Genomic DNA, 26,128 nt, shown 5'->3' with positions numbered 1-26,128 from the left:
GGTATAAAGCCTACGTATAGAACCGAGTAGATATCCACACAAGCACGCAAGTTTCATCTACATCGACCAAATCCTCTTTATATTTGCTGACTGTCGTATCCTTCATAGACCAATGCCATCACTGAAGACACATCATTGATGAGATTAATTGCATTAATAACTGAGCACTCAGATAACTATTTAACAAAGATAAGCAGACGACTTCACCATTCAGCCTTGCAATTTTTTTCGTGAGCACCATTTATCTAAACATGAACCACGAACTTGACTTTACAAGTCTGGGGAACGAGGAAAAACATATGAGTGAACATAATATTGATAAAGACAACATCGACATCGATGTATCATCTGCCCTTAACACTGACACGACGTCTGATGCAAATACTGACACTGACGCTAACATCAGTGCTGATGCGAACAATGAGACAGAAAGCGCATCTACGGATGCGTTAAATGCCTCGTCTAACGCTGTCAAAGACAATGAAGATGAAAGCTATCTGCCACTGCTAGCATTACGCGACGTTGTCGTCTATCCACATATGCAGATTGCATTGTTTGTGGGACGCGCACCATCGGTGAAAGCGGTTGAGTTGGCACAGGCTGAGTATGGCAACAAAGTATTGGTAGTCGCGCAAAAAGACTCACTGACCGAAGATATTGATCAAGATAACTTGTATCAGTACGGTACGGTGTGCCGCATCGTCAGCACCATGCCACATGACAGCGATGAGAACTGCATCAAAGTATTGATCGAAGGTCAATACCGCGCTCGTGTCGATAATATAGAAGGCCATGATGATTTATTGATGGCGAGATTTGAGCGTGCCGATCTTGACGTCAGCATGGATGAGAGTCAACAGAAAAACACCATTCAAGCATTAACTACATTATTCGAAAGCTATGCAGATGCGCGACTTCGTAATGCACGTGAGCTGACTCGTGTGGCCAAACGTATTGACGACTTGCTTGAGTTGGTTTATTTCATCTCAACTCGTGTGTCGATGGATCTTGATATCAAGCAGTCTTTCCTAGAAGAAGACGATATCAAAACGCATATCAATACTTTGACTGAATATCTAGTCAAGCAAAGTGCTGAGCAAAATATCGAACAAGATATCCAAGATGCTGTCCGTCAGCAAATGGAAGACAATCAGCGCGAATACTTCTTAAATGAGAAGATGAAAGCCATCAAAAATGAGCTGTCAGATATGAATGACGGCGCGTTCGACGGTGAAGATGATGTGGCTGAGCTAGAGCAGCGTTTAGAAGATGCTGACTTGCCAGAAGACGTGCGCAAAAAAGCTGAGCAAGAATTCAAAAAGCTCAAAATGATGCCACCTGCGTCAAGTGAATCATCAGTGGTGCGCAACTATATTGAATGGATTTTGGACACGCCGTGGAATGCGACGACCAAAGTATCTATCAATCTAGACAAAGCCAAAACAGTATTAGACGAAGACCATTATGGTTTGCAAGATGTAAAAGACCGCATCTTAGAGTACCTCGCCGTGCAATCACGCGTGAAGAAACTTCGTGGTCCAATTCTATGTCTCGTCGGTCCTCCAGGTGTCGGTAAAACCTCATTGGGTGAATCTATCGCCCGTGCCACTGGTCGTAAGTTTGTGCGTATGGCGCTTGGTGGCGTACGTGATGAAGCAGAGATTCGTGGTCATCGCCGTACCTATATCGGTGCGATGCCAGGTAAAATCGTTCAGTCACTTGCAAAAGTAGAAGTCAAAAACCCGCTGTTTTTATTGGATGAAATCGATAAGATGGCGCAAGACTTCCGCGGTGATCCAGCGTCAGCATTGCTTGAAGTATTGGATCCATCACAGAACGATACGTTCAACGACCATTATTTAGATATGGACTTAGATCTGTCGCAAGTAATGTTTATCTGTACTGCTAATAGTATGGATATTCCACCTGCACTGCTTGACCGTATGGAAGTCATCCGCTTGCCTGGTTATACCGAAGAAGAAAAAGTTAATATCGCACAGAAATACCTAGTGCCAAAAGCGATTAAGCAAAATGGTCTCAAAGAAGGCGAAATTGAGATTGTTGAAGCAGCATTGCACAGCATCGTGCGTAGCTATACGCGTGAAGCAGGTGTGCGTAACCTTGAACGTGAAGTGAACAAAATCTGCCGTAAAGTGGTCCGCGGTTCGGTTGAAACTCATGGTGCTCGCGCTCCGAAAAAAGCAGAACGTCAGCTAGTGACCGTCGATGACAAAAACATCGATGACTATCTAGGTGTGCATCAGTATGACTACGGTCTGGCTGAAGAAGAGCCTGAGATTGGTCGTATTACTGGTCTTGCTTGGACACAAGTCGGCGGCGAGCTATTGACCATCGAAGCGGTCGGTATGAAAGGTAAAGGCGAGCTTAGCTTTACCGGTTCACTCGGCGATGTAATGAAAGAGTCGATTCGCGCAGCCATGAGCGTGGTTCGTGCTCGCGGTGACAGCTTAGGTATCGACTACGAGACATTTAAAACAACAGACGTCCATGTCCATATGCCAGAAGGTGCCACGCCAAAAGACGGCCCATCTGCTGGTGGTGCACTGACGACAGCGCTCGTCTCTGCGTTGACAGGTATCGCTATCCGTCCAGATATTGCGATGACAGGTGAGATTACCTTACGCGGTAAGATCCTACGTATCGGCGGTCTCAAAGAGAAGTTGCTGGCGGCACATCGTGGCGGTATCAAGCACGTCTTGATTCCAGCGACCAATGAGCGTGATCTGGCTGATATCCCTGATAACGTGAAAGAAGGCCTAACCATTCAGCCAGTCGCGACGATTGAAGAAATCTTAAAGGTTGCTTTGGTCAGTATGCCAACGCCAATCAAACCTGCCAAAGTGACTGTTGATAAAACCTCTGGTAAAGCACTGCACAATTAATTGAACCTTTATTAAGCCAGTTCTATAGATTAGGAAGCCGCTCATCACTATGGTGAGCGGCTTTTTTATACCTGTTTGTTATTCATTTGCTTGCAGTTCATAGCCTTCTTAGTAGGTTTCTCACGCATTTAAAGCCATTTAATTTTGAAAATCATTTATCTTAGTTCGTTTTTCAAACCCATACGATACTTACATTTATTAACTGATTGTTGCGCATTTGATGAATAACTATAGAGTTAGCTTGGCTATACTGACTCCGATGTTAACGAATATTGACGCCGATTTTTATAGAACAATAACGATAGATATTCGTGGCTTTAATGAAGATTAAAAATAACAACTCAAACAATTGGAGATAATGATGAATAAGACATTACTTGCAAGTACCCTATTATGCGGTTCAGCGTTAGCAATGACTGGTTGCCAAACGGTAGAAAGTCAAATGCAAACGGGTAATCCTTTAGCACAACCGACATTAAAATCAACCATACAAACAGTAGATGGCAAGAAGAAAGAAGTTGGTCAAGTTTTCTTACGTCCAGTTGATGGCGGCGTCCAAGTTTACGGTAAACTTACTAACCTACAGCCAGGTAGAACTGTCTCATTACATATCCACGAAACAGGCAGCTGTGACGTTATGGGTAAAGCAGCAGGCGGTCACTTCAACCCAGACAACAAGCCACACTCTAATCCAGATGATATGAATGGTCATGCTGGTGACTTGCCAAACTTAACTGCCAATGAAGACGGTGTTGCTACTATTAACTATGTGAACAAGAAAATCGCAGCGACTGAAGCAGGCAAATACAGCGTAAATCGTTTGGCCTTTATCGTACATGCTGGCGTTGACGACTATACCAGTCAGCCTTCAGGTAATGCAGGCGATCGTATTGGTTGCGGTATCATCGTAAAAAACTAATACTGTCCTAATTTATGAACTTAGACTAGGTTTGTAAACGTAAAATAGTTTGAAAGAAATAGCTTAAAAGAAATATTATAAGCACAAAAAAACCCTCTTAAATTATAAGAGGGTTTTTTATTGGAAGTAACTATTAGGTTTGTTGAAGCCAATACAAGAAAGACAAATGTAAATTGTACCTATAGTACATTAAATGAGTCTGACGCTATAAAAGCACTATATTAGTTTTAACTAATAGTTACTCCTCTACCCATTCACCATTACGCCAGTAAACACCCCAACGTGTGGCCTTGCCGTTTTTCTCAGAGCCGATATACTGCTCTTTTTTCTTACGTGACCAGCGCAAGATGGTTGGGTGGTTACCTTCAGGATCTTCATCTGGTCCTGCAAACAGATACTGGAACTTGTCCTCCATCTTGTCTTTAATTTCTCGTAGCTCAGCCAGCTTTGGCGGACGTGTCTCACGCACTTTCGGGAACTTAGACGCTGCTAAGAACATCCCAGCCGCCCCTTCACGCAAAATGAAATAATCATCATGCTTGGTCGACTTTAGCTCTGGCATATGGATTGGATCCATACGTGGCGGCGCTGCTTCGCCTGTTTTTAGTACCTTGCGCGTGTTATCACAGTTCTGGCAAGCAAAATACGGGCCAAAGCGTCCTGTTTTAAGCTCCATCTGCCCATCGCACTTGTTACAGTCAATGGTTGGTGCATCTGAGCCAGGAACTTCAAACTTACCTTCTTCTAGGATATAACCATCGCAATCAGGGTTGTTACCGCAAATGTGTAGTTTGAGGCCACCATCTACGATGTAACCATTCATCGCCGTGCCACATTTCGGACAGCGTTTTTTCTCCATCAAATCTTTAACTTCTGCCGCTTCGTCATCACCTTCCGCATCATCTAGATTGGCGAATGCTTCGACTGGCATTAGATTTTTGGTGCCTTTACAGCGCTCTTTTGGTGGTAAGTTATAGCCAGTACAACCTAAGAATACACCTGTTGAGCCTGTGCGCAGCTGCATCGGACGATCACAGATATCACAGTGGACATCTGGTACATCGGTCGGATCGTTTGGACGCATGCCGTCTTTTTCTTTGGCACGCTCTAGAGTGGTTTTAAACTCGCCATAGAAATTATCAAGCACATCTTTCCAATCTTGATCACCTTCTGCCACATGATCGAGCTTGTCCTCTAACGCAGCAGTAAAGGTATAATCCATTAAATCTGGAAAGCTAGCTGTCAATCTATCAGTAACGATATCACCCATTTTTTCGGCAAACAGACGCTTATTCTCAAGCTTCACATAGCCGCGATCTTGAATGGTTGAGATAATTGAAGCATACGTCGATGGACGACCAATGCCTTTCTTCTCAAGCTCTTTTACTAGGCTTGCTTCAGTATAGCGGGGCGCAGGCTTAGTAAAATGCTGACTTGGATCTAGCTTATCTAGGTTTAACTTATCGCCTTTTTTAACATCAGGGAGTAAGGTATCATCAGTTTTGGCTGGTGGCATGACTCTTGTGTAGCCATCAAATACCATGGTACGACCGCGGGCTTTTAGCTCGATATCATCTGCGCCTACAAACAGGTTCACTGATAGATATTTGGCAGGTAACATCTGACACGCCACAAATTGACGCCAGATTAGCTCGTATAGACGTATTGCATCACGTTCAACACCTTTGAGCTGTGTTGACTTCATATTGACGTTAGAAGGACGAATCGCTTCATGCGCCTCTTGTGCGCCCTGCTTGTTACCATAGAAATTTGGTTTTTCTGGCACATATTTTGCGCCATAGCTATCTTCGATATGACCACGGACAGCAGCAAGCGCGTCGCCTGATAAAAATGTCGAGTCAGTACGCATATAAGTAATATGACCTGCTTCGTATAGACGCTGCGCTAAGATCATGGTTTTCTTAACAGAGAACCCTAAGCGCGTACTGGCGGCTTGCTGCAAAGTTGAGGTGATAAAGGGCGCGCTTGGACGTGATTGCGTTGGTTTCTCTTCACGCTCTTTAACGATAAAATCGCTTGCTTTGAGCACCTCTAAGACTTTATCGGTCTGCTCTTTATTACCAAGCTTTAGAGTTTTGCCACCTTGTTTGGTCGCCTCTAAGCGTATACCGATTTGCTCAGCGTCTTTTTTTCCATTAGCAATGTGCGTGTCCGCATGGATTTGCCAGTACTCTTCTGGGATGAACGCTCGGATTTCATGCTCACGCTCGACGACCAAGCGCATAGCGACTGACTGTACACGACCTGCCGACAGTCCTCGGGCAATCTTTTGCCATAATAGTGGCGATACCATAAAGCCGACAACACGGTCCAAGAACCGACGCGCTTGCTGCGCGTTCACGCGGTCAATGTCTAATTTCGAAGGCTGCTTAAACGCACTTTGAATAGCTGACTTGGTAATCTCGTTAAAGACCACACGTTGATACTTGCTATCAGGGCCGCCAATGACTTCTTTTAAATGCCAAGCAATCGCTTCCCCTTCTCTATCCATATCCGTTGCCAGATAGATTTTGTCAGCGTCTTTGGCTAATGCTTTAAGCTCTTTGATGACTTTGGTTTTGTTTGGCAGTACTTCGTAGACTGCTGCCCAGTCATGCTCTGGATCTACACCCATGCGGCGTACCAATGCTTGCTGCGCTTTTTCTTCTTTGGTCAGACTGTCATCTTTTTTAGCGGTTGTTGCTTTCTTTGCGCTTTTGCTCGCACTGACCGGCAAATCACGGACGTGACCGATACTTGAGCGTACGATAAAGTCATCACCAAGGTATTTATTAATCGTTTTTGCCTTGGCTGGTGATTCTACAATCACCAAAGACTTACCCTTTGGGCTGTCAGCAGCTGGTGCTGGACTTTTTTTGGTTGTGGTTTTTGCCATGTTTGACGACACCATAATATAAGTAAATTAAAAGTAAGGTTAAATTCAGCAGCACGGCAATTTATGGAAGCTAATACTCACGGTTTGACCATGGTTCAGCTATTTATAGTAATAATCGCTGCTGATAAAAAAGGTTATAAAACAAATAATAACCATAAAATAAAGATATAGTTATAAAGACGTTACACTGCTAAGCGTTAAACTGTCAACTTTAAATAATTTGAATATGACAAACCGCTTGCATATTGCCCTTTAATGGAGACGAAAAAACGCTTTACTAGGTTTATGCTTGTTTTTGCATCTGTAGCGCCCATTTCTCAAGGTTTTCTTTGAGCACTAATAAGTCCGCTTCGATCCGTTTTTGATGGTACGTTGGGTTAGATGCTGGACGTACATAAGCAATATCTTCCCAATAAATAATAATGCTATTGGCCTTGGTCAATAGCCCTTTTACAAACGGTTCGATACTTACTGGTAGCTCTAACGGCATTTGATCCAAGCTAAAATCAGTCTTTTTGACTACTGGATTATTGCTGATTTGACTAGAACGAATCGCACTGGGAATAGTAAGCGTCTTATCATCTGTACTGGTATCAACAAAACTGCTGTCTGGTCGCCACTGTCCATCAATCACTTGATAACGGGTATGCGGCAGTTTAGTGTCTTCAAATATCAGGCAGTATTGTCCAAGCATACCGCGGCCATACTCATTATCACGGCCTTTGATCCAATCAGGGCACGAAACGAGTTTTGGATTGAGCTGTAAACGACGCGCGGTCATACGCAGCTTATCTAAACGCTGATCGATACCGTTCGGTTTGAGCGCCATCATACTCCCTAATACGAATAGTACAATGATAACGCCAATCAATGTTCCCATGATGGTCTGGCCTTTTGACTAAATGAAAAAGATACTAAGAGATATAGCGATAAATATCGCTAATGAACCGTTATTTATAAATAGTACATATAAATTTGCGATTAGCACGATAACAAACAACGATATATAGGGGCTTATAATGAGCACGAACCATTAAAAATCAAGCGTTGTCGTCCAATCGCGGTGCAACGAGTGCTTTTAAAGCATATGACAATTTAGCAAGTTACGCTATTAAATCAGTTATTTAGCGTATACAAATTTACCGAACACAGCACGCTATAAAAACCAGATACGAAAAGTGGTTAGCGCAAAAAAGTGCTATGATAAACCATAATTTTAAACGCGCGCAGGTTTATTATGAATTATCTTATTAAGTCAAACTCATCGGACGCTTATCACGCTCGCAAGCTGACAAGTAAAGTCTCGAGCAAAACAGGCATGAGTCTATCGCTACTTGGCGCGGTCGTACTGACATTATCAGGCTGTGCCACGACTCAGAGCCTAACGCCGCAGCAATGTCAAAGCAGTAATTGGCAAGAAGTCGGCTATGCTGATGGCTCGCAAGGACGTTCAGGTGCTTACTTCGGTCACTATACCAATAGCTGCGCCAGTGTTGGCGGAGCTAGTCCTAACCGTATCCAATGGGAACAAGGCCGCCAACAAGGTCTCAAAAACTACTGTACCGAGCTGAGCGCTTATAAGCTCGGTCGCGAAGGCTATGACTGGCAACCTGTTTGTCCATTAGAAGGTATTGAGAAGTTAGAAGAAGCTTACTCTCAAGGGCGCTACTACTATCTCCGTCAGCGCGATCTCGACTACTTACGCTCTCCTTACCCATTTGGCTACAGACATGCAGGCTTCGGTTATGGCTATCGTCCGTTTGGCTATGGTTGGTAAAAAAAGAAAACCTCACTAACGACTTAATTTGAGGTTTAAGTAGTTAATGAGGTTGGAGAAAATTTTATTATTTTAATTGTTTTTATTATAGCGGTTCTGGTTGTTTTACTGGTTGGGCTATTGGTTTATCTAGCCAGTTTTCTACTATAGGGCTAAACCTATTAGCACTGACTCACAGTGCTTAAACTATTCAATGCTTAAGCTTTTCAGTATTTAGCTACTAAACTATTCATTCACAAATGCGATTTTGGTCAGTCCAGCGTTACTTGCCGCTGCTAAGACTTGAGCGACCGTATCGTACTTACCTTCTTTATCTGCACGTAACTGTACCGCTGGATTCTTACCAGTCGCGCCTTGTTGCTGCAAGCGTGTCTCTAATTCTTCCATGCTGATTGGGTCGCTATCCCAGAATATCCCCGCATCTTTATCAATACTGACTTGGATCGCTTCTGGCGGCGTCTCATTAAGCGCGGCACTGGTCTCTGGCAAATCTAAAGGCACCGTCGGATTCAGCACGGTCGCTGTCAATAAAAATATAATCATCAATACCAGCATGATATCGATAAGCGGAATGAGGTTCATCTCATCCATGCTTCGTACGTCATCATCACCCAATTGAAATGCCATAGTTACTCTCAATGCTTTTGGTTATTTTCACACAGCCAAGCCGTTTTTTGACGGTTTTTCGACTTGTCGTTTGAGCCTTTACAGACCTAGCGTTTACAGAATCAGTATCTGTAGAATTAATACTATCTATAGCTGCTTTGGTACAGAATTACTGTAGTTGCTGGTATGCTGCGTCTCGCTGGTTGTTGAACGACTGCTTGGTGCAGCGTGCACTTGTGAGGCACTAGCAGCATGGCTCGCAGTTACCTTGGTAGTATCCACAAGACCCGTTGATTGCGCCAATAGATCATGCGCTCTGTCGTTGGCTTGATACATTATGCGACGATTGATACGTACTGCAAGGTTATAAAACACCACAGCTGGAATCGCTACTGCAATGCCAAGACCTGTCATAATCAGTGCTTCACCGACTGGTCCTGCAACCTGCCCCAATCCTGCCTGACCACTCATACCGATGTTGTGTAAGGCATGGAAAATACCCCATACCGTACCAAACAAGCCAATGAACGGTGCAATCGCTGCCGTCGTACCAAGAATAGGCAGACCGCGCTCACTAGCAAAGCGATAGCGACCGATATGCTTGAGCAAAGTCTGCTCAGTCACCAAGCGGCGAGTGGCAGCATCAGTACCAGCCAAGTCAGACTGTTTGGCTTGTAATTGCTGACTCAAATCATCTGCTACATTGGTCGCCAGCTTACGGCTTTGCAATACGCGGACGATACCTGTCACCCAAGAGAGAATAGATAACGCAAGCAACAAAAAGAACAACGTTTTTGTCACCATGTCGCTGATCTGCCAGTATTGCATAAAGTCCATGTCAGACTCCTTAATGTGTAATGCCATTACATGATACTGAGGTAAATATCATGTTTAGTTTTATAATGAAAAATGATTAATAAATACGTTGTTATAAAATGTGAGCTATCAAGGAACCGCGTAACTGATCGGTAGAGTTACATCACCTACCACGGGTACGCCATTCTTAGTAAAGGGTTTGAACTTGCCAGATCGAACTTGACGTCGGGCTTCTTTGTCTACTAGCGGATTACCTGATGATTGAGCAACTCGCACGTTATCGATACCGCCTTGCTTGTTGACTCGTAATACCAAGACAACGTTGAGCGTATCACCAGAACGGGCTCTACGTGCGGCGCGCTCAGGGAAACTAAAGTTTGGCGCAGATGCCCAGTTGGCTGAGCTAGCAGTAAAGCTCACAGGCTCATTGCTCTGTGCTAAAGCAGCTGCTGTTTCCGCCTCAGCTCTTGCTTGTGTAGCGGCGGCCTCTGCAGCAGCCTTCGCTTGAGCGGCAGCTTTGGCATCAGCGACCCTTTTGGCTTCTTGCTCTGCCCTAGCTTGCGCCTCTTGCTCAGCTTTTCTAGCTTGACGCTCTGATTCAGCTTGGGCAGCTGCTTGACGTTGTGCTTCAGCTGCTGAGTTATCAACCTTTGGTTTCGGTAGCGGCTCTTTTGGGGCTACTTTTTGACTGGTATCAGGACGAGGCTTTTCTGACGCTATCACAGGCGTCACTTTCGGCTCTACATTTTTTACAATAGGCTCTTTTGGTTTTACTGGTGTCTCTGTTGGTTGTTTAACCGGCTCTTTAGGCTTTGGTTCAGGTTGCGGCGCTGGCTGAACTTGTACCTCAGGCTGTACTTCTTTTTTGGCTGTGACTGTTTGTTTTTCTACTTCAGTTGAGACCGTTTTTGCCGGTAATGACACAAACTTTATCTCAAGTGGTGACATCTCTTTTTTTGGCTCAGGTTTGAGTTCAGGCGTTTTTATTGCCACTAGTGCAATTGCGGCAAGCACATGGAGTCCTAGTACTGCAACAATAGCTAGCAATAACGACTTAAGTGGTGGCGCGTCTAAATCCGTTGAACTCATAACAGCCTAATGTTTATTACTCAGAGTAGAATGGCGTAGATAATAATGCAAACGATAATTATTATCAATAATAATTTACAATATTTTCGCTATTTAATACATCTCTGACACGTGACATTGCTTAGTAGCCTTATTTATCAGAACGCTTATTTCTATGAACGTTACCTACTTTTATACATCACTACTATGAATCTTATCTTTACATCAAATGATACGTTGCGTTTAATATAACAAGTGCTGTTAATAAAAACCATTATCATTTATATTGATAATGAGTCTCAACTACTTTATTATAACCGCTGTACTGTCTACCCATACTATTTTTATAAAAACTATTCGTATAAAAAGTTAGTAATTGGTACTAAGTAGACTATTTATTTTATGCTTTTTATCTCAAGCAACTTTCAGACTTAATATTTTTAGCGTTATTCATTTGCAATTATTTTAGACAATTGCTTAAACATTTTTTGATAGACCGAGTTCATTATGCCGACACCCTTATTATCTAGCAGATCTACCGCCTCTTTTTTCAAACGTCCATTATTGACTGCTGCCATGACAGCGTTATTAGCTACGGTAGTGGCAGGATGTAGCTCGCCTGAATCAAATGACTCTGAACCAGCAGACGCTAAAACCGAAAACCCAACGGCTGATGAATCACAGAACGTTGCTAATAACGACGCTGTATCTGCTGAAAAAATCATGGTCAATACCGTAAAAGGTGATGTTGAGCTGGCTATGAACCCATCGCCACTTGTCGTTTATGACATGACATTGATGCAAGATTTGGCTGCACTAGATGTGGCGGTCGATGGTATGCCTGGTGGTCTATTACTAAAGAATCTACATTCAGAAACACAGCCTGATCCAAAATCGGTAGGTACTGTGTTTGAGCCGGATCTTGAAGCGTTGAATGCAATGCAGCCACAAGCTATTTTGGTCGGTTCACGTATGGCAGAAAAATACGACGAGCTATCAAGTATCGCGCCGACATTGGATATGAGTATTGATACAGCAAATATCTATGAGTCAAGCAAGCAGCGCCTGCATGATCTAGGTGCATTGTTTGGTAAAAGCGATCAAGCCGCTAAGCTACAACAGAACATCGATGGACTCATCACTGAGACCAAGAGTCTAACAAAAGAAAATAAAGGCACGGGCCTAGTCGTCATGGTTAATGGCAACAAAATGTCAGCCTATGGTGACAAGTCTCGCTATGGTTTTATCCATACTGTGTTAGGTGTGCCAATGGCAGATGACAAAATTGCCGATGCGCCTCATGGTCAGCCGATATCGTTTGAATACATCCAAAAAGCCAATCCAGATTGGTTATTTGTCATCGACCGCAGTGCCGCAATTGGTGAAGACGGTATTGGTGCCAAGGCCGTATTGGACAATCCACTGGTTGCCCAGAGCAATGCATGGAGCAAGCAGCAAGTGGTTTATTTGAGCCCAGATTCTTACTTAGCATTTGGCGGTTACTACCAGTGGATGCAGGATCTAACGACGATTAAAGATGCTTTTACTAACGCTAAATAATGTCGTTAGTGATAAAAACGATTGTTGTACAAGTAGGTAATTATTACCGTTAACCCTGCTCATTTTTAAGCCAGTAGAGATTATGTCGTTATTTTCACCCCGTACTCATGCTAGGCTCAAATCCAGTACTGCTCCATCAGCGTCAAGCTGGCAGAGCGGTACTGGCAATGCGTTACATCGACGTACTGTCATACCACCATGGTTCATCAATACAGCAAGCCTCATTCTTATGGGGCTTTTGGTGTTATTGAGCTTATCTATTGGTGTGGCCGACTTTTCGTGGTCAGGTATCTTGCAGAGTCTTCTGACTCAGAGTGCTAATTCTGATAGCTCGCTGCTATTGGTGAGCCGCATACCGCGTACCATCGCCATTATTTTGACTGGTATTGCAATGGCAGTGGCTGGGATGATTATCCAAGTAGTATTAAAAAATCGCTTTGTAGAGCCATCTATGGTTGGTGCAACTCAGAGCGCTGCACTTGGTTTGCTAGTGGTCAGTCTGCTGTTCCCTGCCAGTGCGCTCATTGTAAAAATGGGCGTGGCAACCATCGCTGCCGTTTTTGGCATGATGCTATTTATGCTGCTCATTCACCGCATTCCGCCCACTGATTTTTTGATGATTCCACTGATTGGCATTGTCTTTGGCGGCATTATTGAAGCCGTCACTACCTTTATCGCCTATCAAACCGAATCACTACAGATGCTGAGTGTTTGGCAGTTTGGAGATTTTTCGGGCGTATTGGCAGGGCGCTATGAGCTGTTGTGGCTCACGGGTGGACTGTGTGTGCTGGCTTATATTATTGCTGACAAGCTGACCATCGTTGGTTTGGGTGACAATATCGCCTTAAACTTGGGTATTAGTAAGCGTCAAGTCACTTGGATTGGCGTGGGTATGGTAGCCATGATGAGCGCTGTCGTGGTCGTGACTGTGGGCATGATTCCTTTTATTGGGCTGGTCGTACCAAACATTGTGAGCCGTCTAATGGGAGATAAGTTGCGTCGCAGCTTGCCAGCAGTGGCCCTACTTGGTGCTTCAGCCGTACTGCTATGCGATATTATCGGGCGCTCTATTCGCTATCCATTTGAAGTACCGGTCGCCACTATTTTTGGTGTGGTTGGTACGGTGCTGTTTTTATGGCTGTTATTACGTGCGCCAGCTGAGCAGTAGCACCATGTTCACTAACTATGTATTAATTTTCAACACTCGCTTACCGTCGTTCATTTTTTGCCTTATTAGATAAGCTTGGCACCATAGGATTTTTGTATGTTCTCATCAACTAAGCTTACTTCCACCAAGACTGACGCTACCAGAACCAGCACAGCGGTAGATAACTCATCTTCAACAGATGGTCAGTATTCAGCCGCTGCACAAGGTCAGTTGGCAAAGCTTTGGGCCTGGATAGCTGCCCATCCGAAATCCATAGCAGCTATTATTCTACTTATCTCAATGACCTTGTTTATGACACTCAATGTCAATGGCTATTGGGACTTTGCGCTACCATTACGCGGCAAAAAACTGCTGGCACTGATGGTGGTTGGCTATGCGATTGGCGTGTCGACGCTACTGTTTCAGACGTTGACTCACAATCCAATTCTAACGCCCTCCCTACTTGGATTTGATTCACTCTATGTTCTGTTGCAGAGCTTGCTGGTTTTCTTTTTAGGTGCGATTAGCTTTACCAGTCTCGATCCTATTGCCAAGTTCACGCTAGAGATTGTCCTGATGTTTGGGGCATCTTTATTATTATTTAAGCTATTATTTTCTAAAAGTAGTCAGGATCTGACGCGGCTAATATTGGTGGGCGTTATCTTTGGTGTGTTGTTTCGCAGCTTATCCGCACTCATTGCACGGCTGATTAACCCTGACGATTTTGTGGTCGTACAGTCCGCTAGCTACGCGCAGTTCAATACGGTCAACCCTCAGCTGCTGGGCATCAGCTTATTTATCTGTGCCATCACTGCGATATTTGTGTGGCGCTGGCGTTATCAGTGCGATGTATTGATGCTCGGACAAGCACAAGCCCTCAACCTTGGTATCAACTATCAACGTTTAGCATTTGGTCTATTAACTGTCATCGCAGTGCTAGTCGCCACAGCCACTGCACTGGTCGGTCCAGTGACTTTCTTTGGTTTATTGGTTTGTGCATTGACCAATCGTATCGCTCGACATATGTATCACACCGAGCGGCTGATATTGGTCAGCTTGGTCGCTATGATTTGCTTAGTATTGGGTCAGACTATCTTTGAGCAAGTGCTAGATATGGCAGGCGTATTGTCAGTGGTGATAGAGCTGGCGGGCGGATTGATGTTCTTAGCATTGATATTTATGTCTCAGCGTCGTTCGTTATGACTACTTAGCTGACATTGTTTATTTAGCTGATGCTGTTCATCAAGAAAAACCTAAGACTTTTTTAAATAAGACTGACTATGATTAAACTGAATAATATCTCTCACCATATTGGCAAACAACAAATCTTGCATGACATTACGTTGTCCCTACCAACGGCGCAGGTGATTGCTTTGATTGGGCCTAATGGTGCTGGGAAGTCTACGTTGTTTTCTGTTATGGCTCGCCTGCAGCCGCTACAATCTGGGTATGTGAGCTTCGCTGTAGATAATGAGGAACGTGATATTGTCAGCTGTCAGGCGCGGACACTAGCCAAGACGGTCGCGATGCTTGGGCAAGACAATCATGTACAAGGACGACTGCGCGTACATGAGCTACTGATGTTTGGTCGTTACCCTTATCATCAAGGACAACCGACCGCTGACGATCAGCAAAAAGTACAGGCAATCCTCGAGCGCTTTGAGCTTGAGCCACTTGCCGAGCGCTTCTTGTCAACGCTATCAGGTGGACAGCGTCAGCGCGTGCTGATCGCCATGATTGTCTGCCAAGATACACCCTATCTATTGCTCGATGAGCCACTGAACAACCTAGATATGTATCATGCTGGTCGGCTGATGCGTGAGCTACGTCAGCTTAGCCACAATCAGCAAAAAACCGTGGTAATCGTCCTGCATGATATCAACCAAGCGGCACAGTTTGCGGATACAGTGGTTACGATGAAAGCAGGACAAGTGACCGCTGTAGGGCGCCCTGCTGATGTTATTACTAAAGAGACGATGAAAGATTTATACAACGTCGATGTCACTGTCCTAAGTCATCAGGGTCGTCCAGTGATTGTTGATACGGTTTAAATAAAGAACTTTGCAAATAATAAAAGAAGTTATAGATGCATAGAGCGCTATTAAATAATCGATGGATAAACTACAAGAACCTATCTCTATTAATTTTAGCGATTAGCCTTTGCCTGTTTATTTATTATGCTCTAAATAAGGAGATATCAAATACCTTTTTTTGGTTAGGAATCACTTTATATGCTTTAAGATTGGTGGTTATTCCTATAGATTTTACTCAAAACATCTCTTCAGTAGATTACACAAAGAACTGCGATGAAAATAATACATGGCATGAATGGGTCATGCTAGGTGAGAGATTTTCTTCCTTTATTTTTACTGTCCTGATAGCATACACAATATTTTTGCAATTCAAGTGATAACTAGGGTATGCCTTTAATGCAGTACATAGCTATTTACTGAATTAAAAGCCTACCTTAGAAATCTGGCAATATTACCTACCCTTTTGCAACGCCTTCAATCGACTTTGACGCCCTTTCCACCACAGATAGACGCCCGTAACTGACAACACTGTCACAGCCAAACCTACCAATGCTAAAAATATTTGATACAGTAAGTGGCCGATGCCATGGCTAATATGACCCATATGTAAGGTCAACAACCAATTGTTGGTTTTGCTACCGAATGATGAGTTCTGGTAGCCGAAGTTTACCTGTTCAACGCTACCCGTTTTTGCATTGACCGTGATGGATGATGCACCGCCTTTTTTACCAATGTCCTTATCTGTCTTAAAGCGCAGCTGCCATTGACCCTCATCCTCAATCCAACGTATGCCTAAAAACTCTCGTACTAGCATACCCTTGCTTTGGGCAGCGGTGTTTGCCTGCTCACTTAAATAGGCAATGCTATTGGCTTTGTTGACCACATCAACAGACTCGACATCGACAACCTCATTGTTTACAGCCTTAACCCTAGTCGCTGTTTCTGCACCAGACGCCTGCTCTGCTTTTTCTGATGGTTTTCTTGAGTTCTCCTGTCTTTCCTCTCTGCCTTCAAGACCTACGACAGCATGCATCACAGGTTGATAGACCTCTCTTAGGTTAAAACCAACACTCGACCACGCGATGACGAATAAGATCCCCCAAAGCCATAATCCAAAAGCATGATGTAGATCATAATTCAATTTAAACATATTACTTTTGGTACGGATTTTCCACGCTGGTAACCAGCGTTTAAAAAAGGAGGCACGTTTTTTAGGCGAGGTTTGGTTCTGTGCTTTTTTCTTGATCGCTCTAGGAAACGTTAAGTAAAAGCCAATAAAGCAATTAATCGTCCACACGAGCGCGACAATCCCTAATAGCAATTTCCCAATATCACCCAGTAATAAATCGCGATGTAACCAAAACACTTTCCACATGGTGTTGTGCCATGCCCACTCATCTCTATCACGAGTACCAATAATATCGCCAGTATAAGGATGGACATAAACTTGTTGAAACGGTGCTTTTGGTTGGTTTTGGGCGGCTTTTCCTCGTGCTCTATCTACCGAAAATACGGCTGACCTCTCTGCTGTTATCGAGGTTGGCATGCTAGAAAAAGCATATTGAGGGTACGCACTGATGACCTTGTCATGAAGCTCGGCAATAGGCAGATGTGATGCGTTTTGTTTCTCAACCTGAGCCAGTTTATGGTTGAAGACATCGTCTAGCTCGTCATGAAATGCCAATAATGTGCCAGTAATACCAGTGATAATTAAAAAAACTGCCATGGCGAGCCCCGTATAACGGTGAATCCAAAGACAGCTATAGCGAAAATTAAATGACATAAATAAATCTGCTGTTATATTGTGATAGTAAGTTATTGAATTATTAAAAATATTTACGGGGACATGGGCTTATTTTGAACATGAGAACCTGCCCTAACAACACAAAAGGTCTAAGCAAATAGCTCAGACCTTTTTCTAACTTAACAAACTCTGCGTCTACCTCCTAAAAATCAACGCTAACGTCGAACACATAAGTACGACCAGGTTCATTGAACGTACGTGCACCTGCGTTCGTAGCGGTACCCTCACGATAAACACCCTCATCAAACAAGTTTTTGATACCAGCACCAACAGTAATCGATTTTGTCAGATCATAGCGAGTGCTCACATTGGCAATGGCATACGGTTCGCGATCAAGCAACGGGTCACCACTATCTTCTCCAGTCGTAACTGAAATCGTAGGGGCTTCAATCGTGCCATAGTAGCTCACATCAAAGTCGGCATTCCAGCGAGGCGTAATATCCCAATCCACACCCGTGTTCACAGTGAACTTAGGAATGAGCGATAATGGCTCGCCATTGTCTTTTCGCTCTGAGCGGATGTTACCGGTGATATTGGTAGACCATGAAACATTGTCAGTGACTGGTACTTGTACAAAACCTTCTAAACCTTCGACAATTGCTTCACCTTGATTGTCCCATTGAAAGATAGAACGATTTGTCGCTGTATCTACCGCCACACGATCTGTACCAGCGCCAATGCGGTTATCATAGGTATTGTGGTAATAAGTCAAACCAGCATTTAGCCCAGTACCATCATCATAAGTAAAGGTGATCTCTTTATTCCAAGATGTCTCATTTTCTAGGTCAGGGTTCCCTAATACATGGCAACCTCTTTCATCAGCAGGTACCCAAGATGGACAACCATTGCCACCAGTATAGTAAATATAGTTTGGATCAAGCTGATATAATGAAGGGGCTTTAAACGCACGACTGACGCCGCCTTTCACTGACCAATCAGGACTAAAGTGCCAAGTAGTATTGATACTAGGCGACCAATTACTACCAGCCTCGCTATGATAGTCGAAGCGTAGACCTGGAGTCACATACCAGTCAGGTGTGATCTCGTAGTTATCTTCTAGATATGCACCTATGAGGTAAGCATCTGAAGTTGGATCACGCTGTTCAGGATCGGTCTCTACATCACCAAAATCAAAACCATCTGCAAATGCCAAATCAGATACCACGGGGTTATCTAGCTTTTCGCCGCGAAACTCTGCACCAGCAGTCAAGGTATGACGATCAAAGTAAATATCCCATTCTGATTTGGCATTTAGCGTATCGTAAGTCGCCTCTGTCCACTCAAAATCTTCGCCATCGTCAGGTATGACAATCTGTCCTTCGCCACCACCCGCACTACCTTCACCCAAACGCTCATTAACTGTCCGAGTATACTCAATGAAACTGTTACTACTAGCGTCATCATACTCACCGCGATGCGTGATCGCCGCGCCATAGCGTTGCATTTTGCTCGTTGTTTCACCTTCTAACTCATCTAACAAATTTTGGTTCACGGTTTGGAACAATGAATCACCCGCCCAGCGGTTTTCTTGACGGCTATAATTCACTTCAAAACCGACCGTATTCATCGCATCCATCGCGTATTCAAACAATTGGCGCACATCGATATTTTCGACACCTTCAGTACCTGCCGCTACCGAGGCAGCCGGACCACTGCGCCCGTCAACAATCTGTGCATCTTTGGCATTGATATAAGGATCATCGCCTTCACTATCGTGATAACCAAGAGTGGTACGCGAGGACAGTTTATCCGTCAATGCACCTGCCATATTGATATTGGTACGCCAGCTACTGCCTTCTAGATCGCTCTCTGGTGCCTCATAGTGACCACTGATAGAAAACTCTGGCTCAGTCGGACTCTTAGTAATGATATTTACCACACCGCCCATACTACCAGAGCCATAACGGGCTGCTGCTGGACCACGCAATACTTCGATGCTTTCGATAGCGCCTGGTGGTACCCACTGCGAGTCACCACGCGTGTCTTGCTCACTCCCACGACTAGGTCGTGAGGAATTGCGAGAAGTGACAGGACGACCGTCGATTAAGATAAGTGTATTGTTTGGCCCCATACCGCGCAAATCAATTTGACGTTGGTTACCACGCTGACCTGACGTTGATGAACCCGACAAATTCACACCTGGCATCTTACGTACAATCTCTGAAATATCATTAGAAACTGATGCTTTTTCGATGGCTTCTTCACTAATAATAGACAGCCCAGCCGCTTGTTCTAGCTCGTCCCTTGCTGCCCGCACCACAATTGTATCCAATGTAGCTGTAGGCACAGCTTCTTGGTCGGTCGCCCCTTGCACAGCTACCTCATCACCCTCGGCAGCAAAAGCGGTACTACTAAGAATAGAAGTCACAGCGATACTTAGTAAAAGCTTACCAGTCACGACGCGTTGAAGTTTTTTTGGAGAAGTGATGACTGAGAAATCAGAGCAACCTGATTGGTTTGACATAAGTAATATTCCTTGAAGCGTACAATTTCGTTAATACCTGTTTATCTCATCGTCAGTGAATGGTTTTAGCCACTTTTTATGCAATGCTTCGGATGCATTCTCGGTGCAAGTACACATAAATAAACGTCTAAAATTGACATACGATTGTCGGATAGACGTGTCCGTAAATATATGTGTTATAAAAACATGACTAAAATATCGCCAAGAGGCTTAGCTATTGAGAGTAAACGAATAAGGGTATGTACTGAGTAGGGTTAAAAGTTTGATGACGCTGTAACTGTCATTAGTCAACGAATTAAATATTTAGCGTAAAAAAGTCTCTATAAATAGAATAGAGCAAAGAGCTATTAACTGTTCTGTAATGAACGAAACACACTTTAGCAAGATACATATAAGAATGCAAACATTAATGATAATTATTATCATTAATGTTTGCATTCTTATATGTGGTTCAGTTAACGGTTTAATGGATGCTCAATATATTTATAGAAATGCCTGTTAGTTTCAGTTGTATAAGCGCTACACTGTCAAACCTTGTCGATATTTCCAATATGATAATTCGGCCAGTTAAAAACATTATGCGTCAGCTTCAGAATTTCGACGTTTGATTACTCTATGCCCGTATTCATTCACAATCATTTCCTGATAATTTGAAAGATATAAATGAGCTTCGATGATAGCTCGCTGTTGTTTAGAGTATTGGCATAGTGCTCGCATACGACTCGCATACGATTTAACTCATATGCTATTTATACGGTAGCTTCACCTTCTACCAAACGAGCAACTTAACATCTACTCTTAGATAAATCGCACTCTCAAAAATCTCGTAAAAAAAGCCAGCTCCCGTATAAGACAGCTGACTTTATAAGTACGATTAGACTTAAATTCGATAAGCTAGATTAGAACTGATAAGTTAAAGACGTTTTGATATTACGTCCCATTTCAAAATCAGTATAGGCATCATCGATAGAGTTACGTGACGCATGGCTTGCATAAGTCTCATCAAAGATGTTGTATACACCTAGCGTGGCCTTCAAACCTTCGATTTGAGTTGGCGTGTAAGTCATGAAGATATCGTGCACATCATAGCCTGGTTTTTCGTTGTCATCACCAGCGGTATTCAGTGTCACATCGGCGACATAAGTACTGCGCCAGCCAAGCTCAGTAGTATTGGTTGGAGCGTAACCCAAGTTGACCATGTACTTATCGCCAGACTCAGAGCCACTGCCACTGACAGAAGAGATATTGTAACCTGTATCTTCGCCTTTGCTACGTGCACGAGCATAGCTTAGACCCATGTTGAAGTTATCTGCGCGATAATCGGCTGATAGCTCTACACCTTTGATTTTGAAATCTTCATCATTATTGATGACACCTTGGCAGGCTTCAGGGGCAGCACTTGTACCTAGTTGCCCAGTTGTGCAATTCATGCCAGTTCTACTACCACCTGCACGTACAAACTCAATATAGTTTTCGATATTGGTTTCAAAGTACTTAGCACTTAATTTTAAAGAGTCATCAGCCATAGTCAGACCACGCAGCGTTGTAGCAATACCGACTTCTGCATTGTCACCTTCTTCTGCTTTTAGGTCATTGTTCACATACGTATCAGCGCCATCAGTGTTAAAAATCGTTTGGCTAAGATCTGGACCATTAAATAACTGAGTATAGCTTGCAAATAGCTGGGTGCGCGGTGCAATCTCATAGCTAGCAGCCAATGCGCCAACGACATTGTCATAAGTCTTGCCAGCTGATACATACTCTGGAGACTCATAACGGTCATAACGGATGCCTGGCGTTAAGCTAAGCTTACCCATTTGCCATTGGTCTTCTAGATACACAGAAGTATTGGTTGCTTCATCTGTACCAGCAACTGGTATAGTTGTACCTCGTTGAACACTGCTATAGTCAGATTCTTTTTTGTAATGCTCAACCCCAGCGATTAACTTATGAACCCCTGGTACACCGTTAATGATACTGCTATCGATAATACTGGTGTTTTGTACTTTTGCGCCTGTGGTTTGGACTTCTGCATCAAACTCAAACCCAGGTACGCCATCAGAGTTACGCAAAATCTGCGTGCTGGTCTGATATACATTGGCGTCTACATTGACCAATTGGTTGGCAGGACTGTAAGCGTAGTCAAGCGCATAGGTATCGCGTTTGACTTCCTGCGGGATGATTGGGTTCCAGCCACCAGCAGGAAAATCTGGACGTAATGGGAACTTGCCTTTGTTTTCGGTACGGCTAAAGCTAGCGCCTACATGATGGTCACTACCGACATAAGCACCGGCTTTTAATAGAATGTTTTCGCCTTCGCTATCTTCCGTTTGGATTTTACGGCCTTTACCGTCTTCACCAGCGTCCGCATTGCGTTTGCCATAATAAGCCAGTAAATCAATATTTTCTGTTGGCGCACCATACACAGTAGCTGAAGTTAGCAGTTCATCATTGTTGCTAGCATAACCTGTATGCAGCTTAGCACCTACCTTTTGACCTGGCTTGAGTAAATCTGCCGCGTCGACTGTCTCAAAAGCAACCGCACCGCCGATAGCATCATTGCCTAGCGTCACTGAGTTATTGCCCACTGATACTTCTGCTTGTTTTAGCAGATCTGGATCAATAGTGACATCACCCATATGGTAGAACAACGCGCCTTCTTGACGTGCGCCATCAATCGTAACTTTTAGGTTGGTATCATCAAGACCACGTACACGAATACGTTGGTTGACCGATGAGGTACCGCCCACGCTTACCCCTGGCACAACGTCCAGAAAATCGCTCAAATGGCTGGCTTGTGCAGCTGGGGTGTAGTCATCTATGTAGACAGAGTCTTCTTGTACAGCGTCACGTACTGAGCTATTCGCTGTTACAGTGATAGTCTGTAATGTCGTGTTTGGCATATCTGCCGCCGTTGCAGCACTGGCAGCTTGCGTCCACAATACAGCGGCGACACCGATAGACAATACTGTCAATTGACTAGATAACTTTACTTCGCGCATAACACATTTACTCACTTTGTTTACTGTCAGAAATTAGAAGTTTTAGAATTATTTTTAAAAATTGTCGTCAAACAACCCTTAACATAGTGCCTACCAGAAGATTAAATACCTTAAAACACTTAACTCATCGTGCGAATAACATGATTAATGTTAATGATAATAATTAGCGTTTAAATAATGAGAGGCATAATAACTAAGTATTAACAATTTGGCAATAATTAATATTATACATTCTCAATTCTAGTGCTTAGTATGCCAAGGAAACACAGCAACGCTTGGTACCAACTATAAATATGCTATCAAATATGACAATGACTACGAGTTGAATCTGTATAAACAAGGCTTAAAAATCATCACTTCTACAGCAGCCTGCTATTAACTTAACTCATCACTTGTTTTTCTTGTACTACTGTACTAGAATACTGAAACAAGATAGCTCTCAGCGAAAAATCGCTCAACAAGCGACCTATCTATTTTCTTTGGCTAAAATTACCTATTATGACTACCGATCCTTATCAAAGTTTAGTGAAACATTTGACCAACTGTACTGATAGCGCAGATATCGAAAAGCTGCTCAGTGCCCTGCTGACCGATAAAGAACAGCATGACATTGCCAATCGTATTCGCATTTTTGACTTACTAGATCGTGGCATCACCCAGCGTGATATCTCAGAGCAATTAGGTGTTGGTATCGCCACTGTCTCTCGCGGTGCCAAGGCCAAGCAAAGCCATGATGTCAGCGCGTTATTGGCCACTCATAGAGACTGCTCTTAGCCTCTAACGACGATACTATCTAGCTTTTTACTGACGAAACTTATACTTATTAATCAACACTCATTAATCAACACTCATTAATCAACACTCATTAATCAACACTCATTAATCAACACTCATTAATCAACACTCATTAATCAACACTCATTAATCAACACATATTTGAACCATTTCGGACTTTGTTATGACCTCTAGCACTCGCACACAGACCAAACCTGCTCCTATCGATATCCCGAGCAAACCACAACGTATCAAACTGACGCAAGATATCGATTTTTTTGCATTATTCAAACGTATCGAAAGCGCGTTTGATACCTGCTATTTGCTCGAATCATTAGGTGAAGACAGCCATATCTCGCGCCATCATGCGATCGGCTTTGACCCTGTGACGACTATCGCCGCATTAGACCGCAACACGCTTGCGATTACCGATAATAAAACCGCTGAGACAAGTTGCTATAAAACTGACAACCCTTATCAATTGCTGCGTGAGATAACACCGCAGCATGTCATCGCCCGTGACCAAAGCGGCGGTCTGGTCGGGTATTTGGGTTATGACTGCGTGAACTTCTTTGAACCTAGCCTCAATGCAAAAGCCAGCGAAGACTTTGAACCATTTAAGTTTGGCGTGTATTTAGATGGATTGACCCTAGATAAGATGACTGGGGAAATCTTCTACTTTTATTACCCAACCGCTCAGCAAGAAAACCGCATCGAGCAAATTAAAGCCCTACTCGATGAGCCAACGCCTAGTTATGAGCCGCCCAAAGTTGAATTTTTAGGTGATGGCATGAGCCAAGAAGAGCATGCCAATGTCGTTATGCAAGTTAAAGAAGACATCATCGCTGGGCGTATTTTTCAGTGCGAGGTAGGCTTTAAATCTAAATATCGTATTGCCGGTGACAAAATGCCGATTTATGAAAAGCTGCGTGCCGTCAATCCATCACCGCATATGTATTTTATGAAATTTGCCCAGCAGTGCATCATTGGTGCTTCTCCTGAGTTACTATTCCGCTTGCGTCAGGGTGAAATGGAAACCTATCCGCTCGCAGGAACTGCCAAGCGCGGCGCCGATGTGATCGAAGACCGTAAGCTTGCCCGCGCATTGCTCAACGATGATAAAGAAATTGCCGAGCACAATATGCTAGTCGACCTACATCGTAATGATATTGGCCGTGTGGCTCGATTTGGTACAGTAAAAGTACGTAGCTTAATGGATATCAAACGCTTCTCTCACGTGCAGCATATCTCTTCTGAAATCGTTGGTATCTTGCATCCTAACGAAGATATGTTTAGTGCCCTTGCCAGTAACTTCCCTGCTGGGACACTATCAGGCGCGCCCAAGGTAGAAGCCATCAAAGTCATCAACGAGCTAGAGCCTGATGGTCGCGGTGCTTACGGTGGTGCATTAGGCTCGTTCAATTTCAATGGTGATTGTATCTTTGCCATTCCTATTCGCAGTCTGTTTATCAATGGCGAGTCTGCCTACGCTCAAACTTGTGGCGGTAACGTTTACGACTCAAACCCAGCCGATGAGTACTTAGAGATTCAGCGCAAACTGTCGGCGATGAAAGTCGTGTTAGACAGCTTTATGCAATCATAATTGAAGCTAAACGTATTGCATAAATTGACCATATTTTACCTAGCTATATTTTCACAAAAGAGTTTATGACCCATGAATGTTTTAATTATCGATAACTACGACTCATTTACCTTTAACCTCTACCAGTATGTGGGCGAGATTTTACAAACCTTAGACAGTGATGAAGAAGCCAGCGTCATCGTTAAACGCAATAACGAAATTACCTTAGCAGATGTGCAAGCGATGAATCTTGATAGAATAATTATCTCACCTGGCCCTGGCTCTCCTGACGATCCCGCGTACTTTGGTATCTGTAGCGAGGTCATTGAAACACTAGGCAAAACTGTGCCGCTACTAGGCGTTTGCTTGGGTATGCAAGGTATTGCTCATGTATTTGGCGGTGATGTGGTACGCGCTAGTGTGCCGATGCATGGCAAAGTCTCATCGATTCGCCATGATAATTCAGGTATCTATCAAGGCTTACCACAAGAGCTTGAGATCATGCGCTATCACTCACTGGTGGTAAAAGCCGACACCATACCAAGCTGTCTGACAATTACCTCGGTAGTCGCTAATGACAACCGTGCTGAATTGAGCTTTGCTGAGTCAGCATTGACTGGTGATGAGATTATGGGACTGGCGCACAAAGAGTACCCAATCCAAGGCGTACAGTTTCATCCTGAGTCGTTTGCCACTGAGGGCGCTAAGCGATTGCTGAGTAACTTTTTATTGCAGGTGTAAGCACTACTATTCAGCCACGCCTTCTATTTTAAATGA

The 26,128-nt window shown here is 43.7% G+C and carries 18 protein-coding genes; 10 read left to right on the top strand and 8 right to left on the bottom strand.

Annotated features, from left to right (window positions below):
* Window positions 1-299: 299 nt before the first annotated feature.
* Together lon and JMX07_RS09355 are read left to right on the top strand one after the other, a co-directional pair.
* Window positions 300-2,903, top strand: coding sequence for an endopeptidase La (lon, locus tag JMX07_RS09360; RefSeq protein WP_227684751.1), 2,604 nt, complete (start codon window positions 300-302; stop codon window positions 2,901-2,903).
* A 358-nt stretch (window positions 2,904-3,261) separates the two neighbouring features.
* Window positions 3,262-3,822 (top strand): superoxide dismutase family protein, encoded by a 561-nt coding sequence (locus tag JMX07_RS09355; protein ID WP_227684750.1) that lies wholly within the window; start codon window positions 3,262-3,264, stop codon window positions 3,820-3,822.
* Window positions 3,823-4,060: 238 nt separating this feature from the next.
* On the opposite strand, the gene topA is transcribed toward JMX07_RS09355, so the two are convergent.
* Both topA and JMX07_RS09345 read right to left on the bottom strand, forming a co-directional pair.
* Window positions 4,061-6,718: a type I DNA topoisomerase gene (gene topA, locus JMX07_RS09350; protein ID WP_201607604.1), complete on the bottom strand. Its 2,658-nt coding sequence runs from the start codon at window positions 6,716-6,718 to the stop codon at window positions 4,061-4,063.
* 283 nt (window positions 6,719-7,001) lie between these two features.
* Entirely contained in the window at window positions 7,002-7,598 is a 597-nt protein-coding gene (locus tag JMX07_RS09345) for a hypothetical protein (protein ID WP_201607603.1), read from the bottom strand.
* Between the two features lie 357 nt (window positions 7,599-7,955).
* Between JMX07_RS09345 and JMX07_RS09340 the strand changes: the two genes are divergently transcribed.
* Window positions 7,956-8,495 carry a DUF2799 domain-containing protein gene (locus tag JMX07_RS09340; protein WP_227684749.1) on the top strand — a complete coding sequence of 180 codons (540 nt, stop codon included), beginning with the start codon at window positions 7,956-7,958 and terminating at the stop codon, window positions 8,493-8,495.
* Between the two features lie 225 nt (window positions 8,496-8,720).
* Here the strand turns inward: JMX07_RS09340 and JMX07_RS09335 are convergent, their stop codons facing one another.
* The 3 genes from JMX07_RS09335 to JMX07_RS09325 form a co-directional block, all read right to left on the bottom strand.
* A complete protein-coding gene (locus JMX07_RS09335) occupies window positions 8,721-9,122 on the bottom strand; it encodes an ExbD/TolR family protein (RefSeq protein WP_025651314.1) in 402 nt (133 codons plus the stop codon).
* 126 nt (window positions 9,123-9,248) lie between these two features.
* Window positions 9,249-9,938 carry a MotA/TolQ/ExbB proton channel family protein gene (locus JMX07_RS09330; protein WP_201607602.1) on the bottom strand — a complete coding sequence of 230 codons (690 nt, stop codon included), beginning with the start codon at window positions 9,936-9,938 and terminating at the stop codon, window positions 9,249-9,251.
* Window positions 9,939-10,046: 108 nt separating this feature from the next.
* Window positions 10,047-11,006, bottom strand: a complete 960-nt coding sequence (locus JMX07_RS09325) for an energy transducer TonB (protein ID WP_201607601.1) — start codon at window positions 11,004-11,006, stop codon at window positions 10,047-10,049.
* A 486-nt stretch (window positions 11,007-11,492) separates the two neighbouring features.
* On the opposite strand from JMX07_RS09325, the gene JMX07_RS09320 reads away from it, so the two are divergent.
* The 4 genes from JMX07_RS09320 (at window position 11,493) to JMX07_RS09305 (ending at window position 15,743) form a co-directional block, all read left to right on the top strand.
* The gene (locus JMX07_RS09320; protein WP_165598517.1) at window positions 11,493-12,545 is read left to right on the top strand and encodes a siderophore ABC transporter substrate-binding protein; all 1,053 of its coding nucleotides are present in this window, start codon (window positions 11,493-11,495) and stop codon (window positions 12,543-12,545) included.
* 82 nt (window positions 12,546-12,627) lie between these two features.
* Window positions 12,628-13,713 carry an ABC transporter permease gene (locus JMX07_RS09315; protein ID WP_371548481.1) on the top strand — a complete coding sequence of 362 codons (1,086 nt, stop codon included), beginning with the start codon at window positions 12,628-12,630 and terminating at the stop codon, window positions 13,711-13,713.
* A gap of 96 nt (window positions 13,714-13,809) precedes the next feature.
* The gene (locus JMX07_RS09310) at window positions 13,810-14,895 is read left to right on the top strand and encodes an iron chelate uptake ABC transporter family permease subunit (protein WP_201607599.1); all 1,086 of its coding nucleotides are present in this window, start codon (window positions 13,810-13,812) and stop codon (window positions 14,893-14,895) included.
* A 77-nt stretch (window positions 14,896-14,972) separates the two neighbouring features.
* The gene (locus tag JMX07_RS09305) at window positions 14,973-15,743 is read left to right on the top strand and encodes an ABC transporter ATP-binding protein (RefSeq protein WP_201607598.1); all 771 of its coding nucleotides are present in this window, start codon (window positions 14,973-14,975) and stop codon (window positions 15,741-15,743) included.
* A 433-nt stretch (window positions 15,744-16,176) separates the two neighbouring features.
* Here the strand turns inward: JMX07_RS09305 and JMX07_RS09300 are convergent, their stop codons facing one another.
* The 3 genes from JMX07_RS09300 to JMX07_RS09290 form a co-directional block, all read right to left on the bottom strand.
* Window positions 16,177-17,451, bottom strand: coding sequence for a PepSY-associated TM helix domain-containing protein (locus JMX07_RS09300; RefSeq protein WP_413786672.1), 1,275 nt, complete (start codon window positions 17,449-17,451; stop codon window positions 16,177-16,179).
* Window positions 17,452-17,671: 220 nt separating this feature from the next.
* The gene (locus JMX07_RS09295; protein WP_201607596.1) at window positions 17,672-19,993 is read right to left on the bottom strand and encodes a FepA family TonB-dependent siderophore receptor; all 2,322 of its coding nucleotides are present in this window, start codon (window positions 19,991-19,993) and stop codon (window positions 17,672-17,674) included.
* A gap of 899 nt (window positions 19,994-20,892) precedes the next feature.
* Window positions 20,893-22,995, bottom strand: coding sequence for a TonB-dependent receptor domain-containing protein (locus JMX07_RS09290; protein WP_201607595.1), 2,103 nt, complete (start codon window positions 22,993-22,995; stop codon window positions 20,893-20,895).
* 498 nt (window positions 22,996-23,493) lie between these two features.
* On the opposite strand from JMX07_RS09290, the gene JMX07_RS09285 reads away from it, so the two are divergent.
* The 3 genes from JMX07_RS09285 (at window position 23,494) to JMX07_RS09275 (ending at window position 26,092) form a co-directional block, all read left to right on the top strand.
* The gene (locus JMX07_RS09285; RefSeq protein ID WP_114700514.1) at window positions 23,494-23,769 is read left to right on the top strand and encodes a Trp family transcriptional regulator; all 276 of its coding nucleotides are present in this window, start codon (window positions 23,494-23,496) and stop codon (window positions 23,767-23,769) included.
* A gap of 184 nt (window positions 23,770-23,953) precedes the next feature.
* Window positions 23,954-25,372 (top strand): anthranilate synthase component I family protein, encoded by a 1,419-nt coding sequence (locus JMX07_RS09280; RefSeq protein WP_201607594.1) that lies wholly within the window; start codon window positions 23,954-23,956, stop codon window positions 25,370-25,372.
* 72 nt (window positions 25,373-25,444) lie between these two features.
* Window positions 25,445-26,092, top strand: a complete 648-nt coding sequence (locus JMX07_RS09275) for an anthranilate synthase component II (protein ID WP_114700516.1) — start codon at window positions 25,445-25,447, stop codon at window positions 26,090-26,092.
* The last annotated feature ends 36 nt before the right edge of the window (window positions 26,093-26,128 follow it).

Origin of the sequence: Psychrobacter immobilis, assembly GCF_904846235.1 — a bacterium.
In the GTDB taxonomy this organism is placed as follows: domain Bacteria; phylum Pseudomonadota; class Gammaproteobacteria; order Pseudomonadales; family Moraxellaceae; genus Psychrobacter; species Psychrobacter immobilis_C.
Note: the sequence above shows the minus strand (reverse complement) of the source record. Positions and strands in the feature narration are given on the sequence as shown.

Coding starts and splice junctions, on each gene's coding strand:
- JMX07_RS09285 (WP_114700514.1), top strand. CDS start 23,494: ATGACTACCGATCCTTATCAAAGTTTAGTGAAACATTTGACCAACTGT.
- JMX07_RS09355 (WP_227684750.1), top strand. CDS start 3,262: ATGATGAATAAGACATTACTTGCAAGTACCCTATTATGCGGTTCAGCG.
- JMX07_RS09320 (WP_165598517.1), top strand. CDS start 11,493: ATGCCGACACCCTTATTATCTAGCAGATCTACCGCCTCTTTTTTCAAA.
- JMX07_RS09290 (WP_201607595.1), bottom strand. CDS start 22,995: ATGCGCGAAGTAAAGTTATCTAGTCAATTGACAGTATTGTCTATCGGT.
- JMX07_RS09275 (WP_114700516.1), top strand. CDS start 25,445: ATGAATGTTTTAATTATCGATAACTACGACTCATTTACCTTTAACCTC.
- JMX07_RS09310 (WP_201607599.1), top strand. CDS start 13,810: ATGTTCTCATCAACTAAGCTTACTTCCACCAAGACTGACGCTACCAGA.
- JMX07_RS09280 (WP_201607594.1), top strand. CDS start 23,954: ATGACCTCTAGCACTCGCACACAGACCAAACCTGCTCCTATCGATATC.
- JMX07_RS09315 (WP_371548481.1), top strand. CDS start 12,628: ATGTCGTTATTTTCACCCCGTACTCATGCTAGGCTCAAATCCAGTACT.
- JMX07_RS09295 (WP_201607596.1), bottom strand. CDS start 19,993: ATGTCAAACCAATCAGGTTGCTCTGATTTCTCAGTCATCACTTCTCCA.
- JMX07_RS09300 (WP_413786672.1), bottom strand. CDS start 17,451: ATGGCAGTTTTTTTAATTATCACTGGTATTACTGGCACATTATTGGCA.
- lon (WP_227684751.1), top strand. CDS start 300: ATGAGTGAACATAATATTGATAAAGACAACATCGACATCGATGTATCA.
- topA (WP_201607604.1), bottom strand. CDS start 6,718: ATGGCAAAAACCACAACCAAAAAAAGTCCAGCACCAGCTGCTGACAGC.
- JMX07_RS09335 (WP_025651314.1), bottom strand. CDS start 9,122: ATGGCATTTCAATTGGGTGATGATGACGTACGAAGCATGGATGAGATG.
- JMX07_RS09340 (WP_227684749.1), top strand. CDS start 7,956: ATGAATTATCTTATTAAGTCAAACTCATCGGACGCTTATCACGCTCGC.
- JMX07_RS09325 (WP_201607601.1), bottom strand. CDS start 11,006: ATGAGTTCAACGGATTTAGACGCGCCACCACTTAAGTCGTTATTGCTA.
- JMX07_RS09330 (WP_201607602.1), bottom strand. CDS start 9,938: ATGGACTTTATGCAATACTGGCAGATCAGCGACATGGTGACAAAAACG.
- JMX07_RS09345 (WP_201607603.1), bottom strand. CDS start 7,598: ATGGGAACATTGATTGGCGTTATCATTGTACTATTCGTATTAGGGAGT.
- JMX07_RS09305 (WP_201607598.1), top strand. CDS start 14,973: ATGATTAAACTGAATAATATCTCTCACCATATTGGCAAACAACAAATC.